This window comes from Thiorhodovibrio frisius (assembly GCF_033954835.1).
Lineage (GTDB): Bacteria > Pseudomonadota > Gammaproteobacteria > Chromatiales > Chromatiaceae > Thiorhodovibrio > Thiorhodovibrio frisius.
Window position 1 is genome coordinate 1325531 of record NZ_CP121471.1, and the last position, 12783, is coordinate 1338313.

The 12783-nt window shown below is 61.2% G+C and carries 9 protein-coding genes; 6 read left to right on the forward strand and 3 right to left on the reverse strand.

Annotation, left to right across the window (positions count from 1 at the left end; translation table 11 throughout):
• Window positions 1-55 precede the first annotated feature (55 nt).
• From ureB to Thiofri_RS06260, 3 genes are all read left to right on the forward strand, one after another.
• The gene (gene ureB, locus Thiofri_RS06250; RefSeq protein ID WP_009150855.1) at window positions 56-448 is read left to right on the forward strand and encodes an urease subunit beta; all 393 of its coding nucleotides are present in this window, start codon (window positions 56-58) and stop codon (window positions 446-448) included.
• Between the two features lie 48 nt (window positions 449-496).
• Window positions 497-2143, forward strand: a complete 1647-nt coding sequence (locus tag Thiofri_RS06255) for an urease subunit alpha (RefSeq protein ID WP_009150856.1) — start codon at window positions 497-499, stop codon at window positions 2141-2143.
• A gap of 98 nt (window positions 2144-2241) precedes the next feature.
• Window positions 2242-4842: a penicillin-binding protein 1A gene (locus tag Thiofri_RS06260; RefSeq protein WP_143742011.1), complete on the forward strand. Its 2601-nt coding sequence runs from the start codon at window positions 2242-2244 to the stop codon at window positions 4840-4842.
• A 76-nt stretch (window positions 4843-4918) separates the two neighbouring features.
• On the opposite strand, the gene Thiofri_RS06265 is transcribed toward Thiofri_RS06260, so the two are convergent.
• From Thiofri_RS06265 to Thiofri_RS06275, 3 genes are all read right to left on the reverse strand, one after another.
• Complete coding sequence (locus tag Thiofri_RS06265) at window positions 4919-6229, reverse strand: hypothetical protein (RefSeq protein ID WP_143742012.1); 1311 nt, start codon at window positions 6227-6229, stop codon at window positions 4919-4921.
• A gap of 302 nt (window positions 6230-6531) precedes the next feature.
• Window positions 6532-6978, reverse strand: coding sequence for a flagellar assembly protein FliW (gene fliW, locus Thiofri_RS06270; protein WP_009150859.1), 447 nt, complete (start codon window positions 6976-6978; stop codon window positions 6532-6534).
• A gap of 185 nt (window positions 6979-7163) precedes the next feature.
• Window positions 7164-8111 (reverse strand): DUF808 domain-containing protein, encoded by a 948-nt coding sequence (locus Thiofri_RS06275; RefSeq protein WP_009150860.1) that lies wholly within the window; start codon window positions 8109-8111, stop codon window positions 7164-7166.
• A 424-nt stretch (window positions 8112-8535) separates the two neighbouring features.
• Between Thiofri_RS06275 and Thiofri_RS06280 the strand changes: the two genes are divergently transcribed.
• The 3 genes from Thiofri_RS06280 to mrcB are packed head-to-tail and all read left to right on the forward strand — an operon-like array spanning window position 8536 to window position 12759.
• Window positions 8536-9498, forward strand: coding sequence for an ABC transporter ATP-binding protein (locus tag Thiofri_RS06280; protein ID WP_009150861.1), 963 nt, complete (start codon window positions 8536-8538; stop codon window positions 9496-9498).
• On the forward strand, window positions 9495-10271 hold the full coding sequence (locus Thiofri_RS06285; protein WP_009150862.1) for an ABC transporter permease: 777 nt from the start codon (window positions 9495-9497) through the stop codon (window positions 10269-10271). Before Thiofri_RS06280 ends, Thiofri_RS06285 begins: the two co-directional genes overlap by 4 nt.
• A 58-nt stretch (window positions 10272-10329) precedes the next feature.
• Entirely contained in the window at window positions 10330-12759 is a 2430-nt protein-coding gene (gene mrcB, locus Thiofri_RS06290) for a penicillin-binding protein 1B (protein WP_009150863.1), read from the forward strand.
• Window positions 12760-12783 lie beyond the last annotated feature (24 nt).

Below are 12783 nucleotides of genomic sequence, written 5' to 3' on the forward strand. Positions count from 1 at the left end.
TTCCGGCCGAGCCCGAGACTGACCCAACCGCGTTGCAAGCAACAGAGGCAAGCGCATGATGTCCGACCGCATGATTTCCGACAGCATCGTTCCGGGCGAAATTCTGTTCGCTCCCGATGACATCGAGCTTAATTCCGGCCAGTCTGTGCTGACCATTGAGGTGGCTAACAACGGTGATTGCGCGGTCGAGCTTGGTTCGCACTACCATATCGCCGAGGCTAACCCGGCGCTGGAGTTCAATCGCGAGGCCACGCGTGGCTATCGACTTGCCATTCCATCCGGGACGACCTTGCGTCTGGAGCCCGGGCAGCGCCGTATGCTGGATCTACTGCCCTATGGCGGAAGCCGCGAAGTCCTGGGTTTTCGCGGCGAGTTGATGGGGCCGATCGATCCGCCACCGCCGGAGCCTGATGTGGACCCGGCACAAGCGAGCGCTGAGAGTGCCTGACCGAACCCGGAGCCGACAACCCGGAGCCGATACCGAGGAGACCGCAAGATGAGCAAGATCAGCCGAGCCGAATATGCCGCGCTTTACGGTCCGACCATCGGGGATCGTGTGCGCCTGGGCGACACCAATCTGGTCGCTCAGATCGAGGAGGATCTGACCCATTACGGCGATGAAGTGCGTTTCGGGCGCGGCGGGTCCATTCGCGATGGCATGGGCCAGTGCCAGCGTCAGGCGGACTTGGTCATGGACACCGTCATCACCAATGCCTTGGTGATCGACTTCTGGGGCGTGATCAAGGCCGATATTGGCCTGAAGGACGGGCGTATCGCGGCCATTGGCAAGGCCGGTAATCCCAATATCCAAACTGGTGCCGATGTCATTATCGGCCCGGGAACTGACATCATCGCCGGCGAAGGGCACATCCTGACCGCAGGTGGCGTGGATGCCATGACCCATTTCATCAGCCCGGCGCAGGCAGAGGTCGCGCTCATGGCTGGCGTGACCACCCTGATTGGCGGCGGTACCGGTCCGAGTGCCGGGAGTCTGGCGGCGCCTAGCACTCCAGGACCCTGGAACATTCGCCGCATGCTGCAAGCCGCCGAGGGTCTGCCTGTCAATATCGGCATCCTGGCCAAAGGCAGCGGCAGTTTGCCCAATCCGCTCGAAGAACAGGTGCGCTCCGGTGCCATGGGGCTGATGCTGCATCCCGCCTGGGGTTGCGCACCCGCCGCGATTGCCCGGGCGGTCGAGATCGTCGATAAGATGGACGTGCAACTGCTGTTGCAGCCAGATACCTTAAACGAGGCCGGAACTGTCGCGGAACTGCTCGCCGTCGTCGGTGAGCGCTGCGTCAGCACTCTGCATGGCCAGCGTGATTATCAGGGACGCGATTATCACGGGGCGGAGGAGGCGCTACAGGCCCTGGGGCTGACCCATGCGCTGCCGCTCTCCGTGCTTTCTCCGCCGGTCTCAGGGATGGGGCAGGCGACCCGCGTCGGGGCGTTGGAGATGCTGCATGACCTTGGCGCCATCAGCGTGGTGGCCTCTGGTGGCCAAGGCGGTGGGCGAATTGGAGACCTGATCCGCCGCACCTGGCAGATGGCGCATTCCATGAAAGTGCGTCGCGGTCATCTGGCACCGCCGCCTTTTGCCGCCGACATCGACCGCGAGGACAATGACAATTACCGCATCAAACGCTACATCGCCAAGTATGGCATCAATCCGGCCATCAACCATGGCATCGCCCATGAGGTCGGCTCGGTCGAGGTAGGCAAGCTGGCCGATCTGGTGCTGTGGCGCCCGGCGTTCTTTGGTGTGCGCCCGAGTCTGGTGCTCAAGGGCGGTCTGATTGCTGCGGCCCCCCTGGGAGATGCGGGAGCCTCGGTGCCCGATGCGCAGCCGCTGCAATATGCGCCCATGTTTGGCGTGACTGGTGCTGCCGCGCCCATGACCTGCATGACCTTCGTCTCTCAATGGGCGTTCCAGGCTGGTGAGCCGCAGCGACTGGATTTGGCCCGGCGCATCGGCGTGGCGCGCGATGTGCGTCAGCTGCGTAAAATCGATATGATTCACAATTTTTGGCAGCCGGCCATCGAGGTCGACGCGCGCGGTACGCAGGTCCATGCCGACGGCATGCTGATGGCCTGCGAACTCCTGCCGGACGTCCCACTGGGTCAGCGATATGCGCTTTTTTGATGCAGTTCGGTGCGGGTAAAACATGGCAGGTCTAGACGGGACATGGGCTGGGAACTTTTCGGCTGGGCGGCACCTTTCCTCTTCGGGTCGGGTGCTGCGTGACTAAGAAAGATCAAGCCTCCTCTGCTGGCGCGGGCTCTGCTGGCAAGGGCTCGGGCGACGCCCCGAAGCGCCGTGCGGCCCCGCGCTGGGCAGGTGCTGCGGGCAATGCACCGCCCCCGCCCAAAGCAACGTCCAAATCGAAATCCAAATCGAAATCCAAAGCGAAGCCCAAGTCAGGCCCCCATCCCCTGGTTGCGGTGTTCGAGTGGTTTGGGCGCATGCTGGCTGGAGTGCTGGCTATTCCGCTTGATCTTGCCGTGTTTGGTCTCTTCGGTGCTGCGCTGGTGGTCTATGTCACTCTGCCGGAGTTGCCCGACATCGAGGGTCTGACCGATGTGGCCTTCGAGGAACCCTTGCGGGTGTATTCGGCCGAGGGCTCGCTGATGGCGGAGTTTGGCATCCAGCGCCGCCGCGCAGTTGCCTTCAGCGAGTTGCCGTCAAATCTGATCAATGCCTTTATCGCCACCGAGGATTCGCGTTTTTTTGCCCACGTTGGCGTGGATGCTGTTGGGCTGCTGCGCGCGGCGGTGCACGTGGCACGTACCGGAACCATGACCCAGGGCGGCAGTACCATCACCATGCAGGTGGCGCGCAACTTCTACCTGTCGCGCGACAAGACCATTCGCCGCAAGCTCGCCGAGTTGCTGCTGGCGATGCAAATCGAACAAGCGCTCACCAAAGAAGAAATCCTTGAGCTGTATCTGAATAAAATCTTCTTCGGCCACCGCGCCTATGGCGTCTCGGCGGCGGCCGAATTCTACTACCGCAAGCCGCTCGCGGAACTCACACTGGCGCAGATGGCCATGTTGGCCGGCCTCCCCAAGGCGCCCTCGTCCAATAATCCGCTGAGCAATCCTGAGCGGGCGCTTGAGCGGCGCAACTACATTCTCAGGCGCATGCGCGAACTGGGCTTGGTCAGTGAGCCGCGCTATCGCGAGGCACTGGCCGAACCCCTGACCGCCACCTACTACCGCCCGGAGATCGAGTTCGAGGCCAACTACATTGCCGAGATGGTGCGCCAGGAAGTAGTCGAGCGCTTCGGTGAGAAACAGGCTTACTCGCTGGGTCTTCAGGTCTATACCACGGTCGATGAGCGCTTGCAGCGGGCCGCCGATACCGCACTGCGCGATGGGCTTATGGCGTACAACCTGCGTCATGGCTATCACGGCCCCGAGGCAACCATCGCTGGCGCTGCCACCCTGCCCTGGAGCCAGCTCGATCTGGCCCTGGCGGAGCGTCCACCAGTGCCAGGCCTGCCGGTCGGTGTGGTCACCCATGTCGGCCCCCAGGAGGCGGAGGTCTATCTGGGTGAGGGAAAGGTGCATCAGTTGACTCGGGAGCAAGTCGCCTGGGCGCGACGCTACAAGACCGAGAACTGGCGTGGACCGGCGCCGCGGCGGGTGAGCGACGCGGTGGCGGTGGGCGATGTGATCCGCCTGCGGTTGACTGAAAAGGGCGAATGGCGCCTGGCCCAGGTCCCTTTAGTCGGTGGCGCGCTGGTCGCCATGGCACCACAGGATGGCGCGGTGCGCGCCCTCTCCGGTGGCTATGCCTTTAAGTGGAGCAAGTTCAATCGTGCGGTCGATACCAAGCGTCAGCCAGGCTCAAGCTTCAAGCCCTTTGTCTATGCCTCTGCATTCGATCACGGGTATACGCCTGCAAGTATTGTGCGCGATCAGCCATTTGAGATGCCGGGCGCGCGCGGGATGTGGCGACCGCAGAATTCCGACGGAAAATTCCTCGGTCCTATGCGTATCCGCAAAGCACTGACCAACTCGCGCAACCTGGCGATCATCGATCTGGTCAATCGCATGGGAGTGGATGTGCCACGCAATTACATCCAGCGCTTTGGATTTTCGCTCGAGTCCATGCCGGACAACATTGTCATGGCGTTGGGGGCGGGTGCAGTATCGCCGCTCGAAATGGCAACCGGGTTTAGCGTGTTTGCCAATGGCGGCTATAAAGTGGAGCCCTATCTGATTTCGCGGATCGAAGACGTGCAAGGGAACCTGCTTTTTGAGGCGAATGCTGCGCGCGCCTGCTTAGAGTGCTGGTTGGAGCCGCCAGCGGACGGCAGCGCGCGTACGCTTCCCGATGGTGCCTCGGATGCGCCTCTTGCGCCGCAGGTGGTTGATCCGCGCATTGCCTATAATATCGATTCCATTCTCAGAGATGTGGTGACCTCGGGTACCGCGACCCGCGCGCGGGTTCTCGGGCGAGCGGATATTGGCGGCAAGACCGGCACCACCAATGACTCCCGCGACTCTTGGTTTTCTGGTTTTCAGCCGGAGCTTGCGACCGTGGTCTGGATGGGGATGGACGACAACCGTCCTCTGGGCAGCCGGGAGTGGGGCGGTACCGCAGCCCTTGGCGTGTGGGTCGACTTCATGCGCGTGGCGCTGGCCGATATCCCGGTAGCCACCATCAAGCAGCCCGAGGGCATGGTTGTGGTGAGCTTGCCCGGCGGCGGCAGCGAGACGGTTCGGGTCGAATATCGCGACAAACTTGGCGGACCCGATCCGGTTTCTGGTTCCGCATCAGGGTCTGGTGCAGGGCGAGCCTCAAGCGCGCCGCGGGTCATCGACGAATTGTTCTGACAGGTTAATGGGTGTTTGATGCTGGGCTGATGGTTCTGGCTATTCGTGGAACACCACCAGGCGCTGGCTCTCTCGATCAGCCCTCGCTTGCCCTTAACTGATCGGTCAGCTTCTCGAACTCGCGCTTCATTTCCAGATTCTCGAACGGGCGCAGCGGCGGAACCTGGCGGTTCAGCAGCCCGTCGAGCAGTTGCTGGCTGGATTGCACCAGGGCGACCAGTTCGCCGGAGACGCGCACGGTTTCGTAGGTATTCCAGGCCGTGCGAATGTCCTGCTCCAGCGCCTCGCGCGCGCGCCGGACCTGCCGCGCTTGCTCAGCAAGGTAATCACGATAGCGCCCGGCGGCGCTGATGGTCATCTGCTGGGCTTCAAGATTGGCTTGAAGCACCGGGGCGCGCTCCGGTTGGGTGCGCAGCAATTCGCGCGTCTCCTTGCTGAGTTCCTGGGCGCGCTGGCGGATGCGATCAATCTGGGGGATGTATTCGGTCTCGATGCGCTGCTCCACCTCCAGATGCATCTGCTTCAGCGCCCGCAGCAGCACCACGTACAGCCCGTAGTAGCGTCGTGCGCTGGTCAGATCCTCGCCGCTTTCGCGCACCAGACGTTCCAGCTCTACCGTAATGATCTTGACATTGTCAAACACAATGCCGAGGTCGATCATGGTGTCCCCGACCACGGTCGCGAGTAGGAACTCAACCTGCTCGTCGGTCAGCTCGAGGCCAATCTCACGCAAGCGCTCGGCGAAGTCGTGCTGAATCTGCCGCAGTCGCGCCTGGCTGTCCTCGATGGCCTGCTGTTCGGCGTTGATTAGCTGGTCGTAGTCCTCGCGCGTGCGCTTGACCATGGATTGCGTCGGCGCGGCAACCCGATCACGGCGGTATTCGGCGATTTTCTCGCGGGATTTTTCAATCTCGTCGCGGATGCTGGCGATTTCGGCGCGTTCGTTCTGCAAGGGCGATAGCGACAGGGCCGCTACTGCCTGATCAAGCAGAGCATTGATGTCTTTTTCGACATCGCGTTGATCGCGCGCGAACCAGGCCTGTTCCGGCAGGTCGCGCTGAGCCTCTTGCAGAGTCAGGGTGTCTTCGATCGGGGGCAGAACTTCCGACCAAAGGTCGGCGAAGTGCTCGCGCTGGTGTGGCGCCGGGCTGTCGGTGCCCTGTTGCCAGAGATCGGATGATTTTTGCCACCATTGGGTGGCAGTGTCGCGCGAGCGCTGCCAGAGGTCGCCAGCGCCATCGACCGATTTGCGCCACATCTCGGCGCCCTCGACGCGCGATTGCTCAAGCAATTGGCTGGTCTGTTCGCTTAAGCTGGTGGTCGCGTCCTGCGCGCCGGCGTCTTCGGGGGCGGCCAGGCTGACCGAGGTCGCGCTCAGCGTGAGCACGGCGGCGCCCAGCCAGGAGCGGCATCTGTTGGTATACCAATCGCAAACGGATTTCCGGTTTTGGGTCGGGTGACGGCCACGGGGGGCTCGGCGGCAGGACGCCGCCGGGAAGCCTACAGGGAAGTGTTCAGGGCGTCCCCCGTGGTTTTCACCCGACCCAAAACGAGCCGAAATCTCAAAGGGTTTCGGTATAGACATCGCTTGGCGGGAATTCCTTGGGGAGGCGGATTCTTTGGGATGATGAGGCATGTGGGGAATTGGCACCTCCCTGTGCCGGCACAATGCGGTTGCGGCCGCAGCTGCTAGTTGGAGGCGTTCGCGCCGACGATGTTGACTTCAACTCGCGAGCGGGTCAGTACCTTCTGCAGCGCGACGCGGGTGTCGGTATTGATCAGAATGGGCCCGGCGATGTTGGCATGCACGCGCGGTTCGCCCGGCTTGCCTTCTTCGTTTTTGGCCAGGATCAATAGCACCAGGATCTGGTTAGGATCGGAGGATTGCAGCAGTGCCTGCTCCTCGTCGGTCAGGTCAATGACATAGTTTAGCCCGTAAAGAGTAGGGTCCACGACAGTGAAGCCAACATCGGGGTTGTCGAGTGACTCGAGCCAGAACAGCTTGCTGTCCTCTTGTTTTTCGCCCTCGCTGTGGAACATCGAGAAGCGGTGGTCATCCTCGAACCCCGGCAGGCCCTGAGGAAAGGTAATGATTTTGTTCGGGTCGATCTGAGGTTGGTCTGGGGCAGTCGTCATGATGGTCTGTCTCCTTGCTATGTCGCGAAAGCCCTTGCCTGAGGCGTGCTGCCCGCGGCCAGCTCAGGCTGGCGCAGCTCGGGGCCTGTCATAAATATGGGCAATGTAAAAACTGCCCGACTCAATGCCTACTATAGACGTAAATGCGCATGCGCGCGGTGGAAAACGTCCGATTTTGTTTCATCTCAGGCTGTCTGCCGTGCGCGCCAGGCCGCAACCCGATTTACTCCGAGGAGCACCAGCGCACCGGCGGCCATGCCGATGAGCGCATGGACTAGCAAAGGCGTCAGCCAATGCATGATGCCGCCGCGCGCGGGAAGATGGCCCATGATTTCGGCAAAATGGTGAATAGGGCTGTGCAGAGCGGGGATGCCGTGGGCGATGATGCCGCCGCCGACCAGAAACATCGCAATGGTGCCAGCCACGGATAGAAGCTTCATTAGCCAGGGTGCCAGAGCCAGAATGAAGCGGCCGAAGGCGCGTTGCAGGCGGATACCGAGCGTCTCGCCATCGCGCTGGGCCAGCAGGGCACCGCCGTCATCGAGCTTAACGATCCCCGCAACCAGCCCATAAACCCCAACAGTCATCAGCACGGCAATGCCGATCAGGACCAGCACCTGGGACAGGAAGTTGGCCTCCGCCACCGTGCGGAGGGTGATGACAATGATCTCTGCCGACAGAATAAAATCCGTGCGAATGGCGCCCTTGATTTTCTTCTGTTCCAGGCTGGCCAGATCGACCTTCGGGTCGCGCAGCGCGGCACTGAGTTCGGCCTGATGCGCGGCCTTTTCCTCCGGCGAATGCAGGAACCTGTGCGCGATCTTCTCGACCCCCTCGAAGCACAGATAAAGCCCACCAAGCATGAGCAGCGGCAGGATGGCCCAGGGCGCGAGCGCGCTGATCAAAAGCGCGGCGGGCACCAGGATCGCCTTGTTCACCAGCGACCCCTTGCCCACCGCCCAGACCACCGGCAGCTCGCGATCGGCGCGCACTCCTGTGACCTGTTGAGCATTCAGGGCCAGATCATCGCCAAGCACACTAGCGGTCTTGCGTGCAGCGACCTTGGTCAGCAGGGAAACGTCATCCAGAACGGACGCGATATCGTCGATCAGGGCAAGCAGCGTGGTGGCCATGGCCGGGTGTCCTCAAGGGGGAAAGTGTTCTCGCGCGCATCATAATCGAGCTTGGGACTCGAACCAAGATGCCAGACCAGGGCTCGTGGTCGGTTTCGTTCTATCACAAATCGTTGAAAAAACTTGAGCAGGTCAGCACGCGGCACCAGGGTTCAGTGTGATGACGCCACCGGGGGTATCGCTGCGGTTCGAGTGTTTTTGTCAATTAGGCTGCTTTCCACCGGTTGCCGCTGTCAGCGCGCTGGGTTAGGGTGGAGGGCTGAATTCGCGCCTGATGATCCCATATCGGCAGGGGTGGCTTGATCTGCGCATCAGCGGATGATCCATCGTCCTGTTCCCGCTATGTTTCCAGTAGCAGAAGTTTCCCTCGCGACAGATTTCTCCTCATACCACCCGTTTCGGCCAAGCGCTTTTGTACGCATCCATGTCCGCACTCATCGCTCGCGATCTGCGAAAAATCTATCCTTCCGGTCTTGAGGCTCTGAAAGGCGTCGATCTGAGGGTCGAGGCAGGCGACTTTTTCGCCCTGCTCGGGCCCAATGGCGCGGGTAAGTCGACGCTGATCGGGATTCTGACATCGCTGGTGAACAAGACCGGCGGCAACGTGCAGGTGTTTGGTCATGACCTTGACCGCGAGCCGGAGCGGGTACGTGCCTTGCTTGGTGTGGTGCCGCAAGAGTTTAACTTTAATCTGTTTCTGCCGGTGTTGGAGGTGGTCATCAACCAGGCAGGATACTTTGGCATTCCGCGGCGCGAGGCGCGGGTGCGCGCCGAGCATTATCTGCGCAAGCTCGATCTCTGGGACAGACGCGAGACCCAGATGCGCCAGCTTTCGGGCGGGCTCAAGCGGCGGCTGATGATTGCGCGCGCGCTGGTGCATCAGCCACGGGTACTCATTCTTGACGAGCCCACGGCCGGGGTGGATATCGAAATTCGCCGCGCCATGTGGCACTACCTGCGCGAATTAAACGCCGGTGGCACCACCATTATCCTGACCACCCACTATCTGGAAGAAGCCGAAAGTCTGTGCCGACATCTGGCCATCATTAACCAGGGCGAGATCGCCGCGACCGCCGATATTGCAGAGATGCTCAAGGGACTGCGCTCGGAGACCTTTGTGCTCAATCTGCGCGGTCGGCTGACGGAACTCCCAACACTGGACGGTTTTGTGCTGGGTACCATTGATGAGAGCACCCTGGAGGTGGAAGTGAGCCGCGATCACAGTATCAACGGCCTGTTCGAGGCCCTGTCGCGCTCCGGGATTGAAGTCATCAGCATGCGCAACAAGCAGAATCGGCTGGAGAAGCTGTTTTTGGATATGGTCGATAATCCAGATCTCGGTCAGTCTGGGACAGCCTCAGATGCCTGGTCGGGAGTTCAGGCATGAATCGCTGGCAGCGGTACTGGGTGGCCTATGAGACCTTGGTCGCCAAAGAGGCATTACGCTTTGTGCGCATCTGGATACAGACGCTCTTGCCGTCGGTCATTACTACCATGCTCTATTTTGTGATTTTCGGCCGGCTGATTGGCGAGCGCATTGGCCCGATGGAGGGCTTCAGCTACCTGAACTTTATTGTGCCCGGGCTGGTCCTAATGGCGGTGATCACCAATTCCTATTCCAACGTGGTCTCATCTTTCTACAGCAGCAAATTCTCGCACTACATTGAAGAACTGCTGGTGTCGCCGACACCCAACTGGGTGATTCTGGCCGGTTACGTAACAGGAGGTGTATTGCGGGGGCTGAGCGTCGGTGTTGCGGTGACCTTGGTCGCCTTTATTTTTACCGACCTGGACATCCACAGCTATGGGATTACCCTGCTCATTGTTCTGATGACGGCTATTTTGTTCTCCCTGGGTGGTTTCATCAATGCCGTCTTCGCAAACAGCTTCGATGATATTTCCATTGTTCCAACCTTTGTGCTGACGCCGCTTACCTATCTGGGTGGGGTGTTCTATTCTATCGATTTGCTGCCAGGGTTTTGGCAGGATTTGTCTCTGCTCAATCCCATTCTCTACATGGTCAATGCCTTTCGCTATGGGCTTTTAGGGGTCAGCGATATTCCGCTCTGGGTCGCTTTCACTCTGGTGGCCTGCTGCATCGCTGTGCTGACCTGGTTCAGCCTGGAGTTGCTGCGCCGGGGCATTGGCATCAAGAGTTGAGCGGAATTTCTGCGGGCTCAGCTTGAGCTATGTGCGCGGCGGTGGGATGATTCCTGTTATGAATAAGCTGTGCCGGTACTCTTCCCCTTTGTTTTTTAGGCGTTCGCAGCGCAGCACTCACGCTCGCGCGCAGCGCGGCGGTTTCTGGCGGTTTCTGCTGGGCGTTGTGGTCTTGCTCGGGATTGGCGGCGTCGGCGTGCTGGGCATCTACGCGCTGCAACTCGATGATGTCGTTCGCTCCAAGTTTGAGGGCAAGCGCTGGGCGCTGCCGGCGCGCGTTTATGCACGCCCGCTCGAGCTTTACCAGGGCCGCACGCTGGCGCCCGAGGCGCTGGTGGCGGAGCTTGAGCGGCTGAAGTATCTGCCCGTCACTGAGGTCGACCGCCCAGGCACCTACCACCGGGATGGGAACAAGGTGCGTTTCTACACCCATGGCTTTCGCTTCTGGGATGGCGCCGAGCGCTCGGCACTGCTTGAGGTGACCTTTGCCGAGGGCGAAGTAAGCGCGGTTGCGACGCTCGATCAGGGCCCGGCGATCACCCTGGTGCGGCTCGACCCGGCGCTGATCGCCAGCGTTTACCCTACCCACAACGAGGACCGGGTCTTGCTGCGCCGGGCGCAGCTGCCCGATCTTCTCGTCAAAACGCTGCTCGCGGTTGAGGACCGCAAGTTCTACCGCCACTTTGGGGTCGATCCCAAGGGCATTGTCCGGGCGGCCTTCAAGAACCTGATGGCCGGGCGCACGGTGGAAGGTGCCAGTACCCTGACCCAGCAGTTGGTCAAGAATTTCTATCTGAATCAAGAGCGCACCCTTGAGCGGAAGCTCAACGAAGCGCTGATGGCAATGTTGCTTGAGCTGCGCTACGCCAAGGACGACATCCTGACCGCCTATGCCAACGAGGTCTACATGGGCCAGGATGGCAGTCGTGGCATTCATGGCTTTGGTCTCGCCAGTCGGTTTTATTTCGACCGTGCGCTCTCGGAGCTTGACGTGGCCGATACCGCGCTCTTGGTTGCGGTACTCAAGGGACCGTCCGAATACAATCCGCGTCGCCACCCCGAGAAGACGCTGGAACGGCGCAATCTGGTGATCGACATCATGGCGCATCATCAGATCATTTCGCTCGCCGAGGCCGAACAGGCCAAGGCAGCGCCCTTGGGATTGCGCGAGGGCGGTGCGCGACCAAGCGGTGATTACCCGGCCTTTGTGCAACTGGTGCGGCGGCAATTGCAGCGAGATTACCGCGAAGAGGATCTGCGCTCGGAAGGGCTGAAAATTTTCACCACGCTCGACCCGCTGATTCAAACCGCCGCCGAACAGGCCATTCGCGACCGCTTGCCCAAGCTTGAAAAACAGCGCGGTTATTCCTCGGGCACCTTCGAGTCTGCGGCGGTGGTGACCTCCGTGGCCCAGGGTGAGGTTCTGGCCCTGGTGGGCAGCCGCAATGCCGCCTTCGAAGGCTTTAATCGCGCGCTCGACGCGGTGCGCTCCATCGGCTCTGCGGTCAAACCGGTGATCTACCTCACCGCCCTTGAGCGCCCGGAGCAATTCTCTCTGGCGACCTCGATTCCCGACCAGCCCGTTAGTCTGCGCATTGGCGCCAATGTGTGGGAGCCGAAAAACTACGATCATCGCGTGCACGGTAATGTGCCTCTGTACCGGGCGCTGGCCAAGTCCTACAATCTCGCCGCAGTCAATCTGGGGCTTGAGCTTGGCGTCGATGAGGTCGCTCAGACGCTCAGGCGCCTGGGTGCGATGCGCCAGATCAATGCGGTACCGGCCATGCTGCTGGGTTCCGTGTCCCTGGCTCCCATCGAGCTTGCGCAGGTCTACCAGACCATCGCCGCCGGTGGCTTTCGCACGCCGCTGCGCGCCATTCGCGAGGTGTTGGACTCCTCCGGTCGCCCCTTGACGCGCTATCCGCTCGCTGTGGAACCGGTGGTGCGCGGCGACGCGGCCTTCATGACCCAATGGGCCATGCGCCAAGTGGTGGAGCAGGGCACCGCTGTGTGGCTTAAGCAGCGCTTGCCCCAAGGCTTGAGCGTGGCGGGCAAGACCGGTACCACCAATGATCTGCGCGACAGTTGGTTTGCCGGTTTTAGTGGCGACAAAGTGGCGGTCGTATGGGTTGGGCGCGATAATAATAAATCGACAGGACTGACTGGCTCCAGCGGTGCGCTGCGCGTCTGGGGCGATCTGATGGCGAACATCGACAACCAGCCACTGAGCGACATTCCGCCCGATGGCGTGATCCTGGCCCAGGGGTGTGGTGGTCTGACGATGCCGGTCAACGCCGAGTTTGCCGAGATGGCTGCCTGTCGCGAACCTAGCGGTCAACCCGGCGGCGAAGCGGTGGCCGAGGCTGACAGCGGCACCGATACTGACCCCGAGGAATCTGGGCCGAGTCGCGAGCAGTCCCGACCCGCGTCGGACCGCGAGGATCGCGGTTCGCGCAATCTTTTTCTCAGCGATTTTTATGGTGACTGATGACTGAGCACAGGCGATTCATCT